1 pseudogene is annotated in these 368 nt (G+C 69.8%); it reads right to left on the minus strand.

Features of this window, described 5'->3' with window-relative positions:
* Nucleotides 1-115: 115 nt before the first annotated feature.
* A pseudogene (locus tag JT719_RS24360) lies at nucleotides 116-368 on the minus strand (glucarate dehydratase); the annotation flags it as partial.

The following is a 368-nucleotide window of genomic DNA, read 5'->3' on the forward strand; positions in this document are numbered from 1 at the left end:
CCTTCTCTTTCGGCCCGCACGCTGGTCCGGACCGTGGTTTCCGGCACGGACGGGCGGACCGCTCACCGGCCCGCCCGCCCGTCCGTGTTTCCTCCTTCGGCCTCCCGTCCGGCGATCAGCGGACCAGGCAGGGGCGCTTGTTGTCGAACTTCCAGCCTGGGATCAGGTACTGCATGGCGATGGCGTCGTCGCGGGCACCCAGCCCGTGCTCCTTGTAGAGCGCGTGCGCCTTCTCGACCTCGGCCATGTCCAGCTCGACGCCGAGGCCGCCCTTCTCCGGCACGGCGACGAGCCCGCCCTTGATCTGGAACGGCTCCCTGGTCAGGCGCTGGCCGTCCTGCCAGATCCAATGGGTGTCGATGGCGGTG

It is taken from the genome of Sabulibacter ruber, from assembly GCF_017355955.1.
Taxonomy (GTDB): domain Bacteria; phylum Bacteroidota; class Bacteroidia; order Cytophagales; family Hymenobacteraceae; genus Nibribacter; species Nibribacter ruber_A.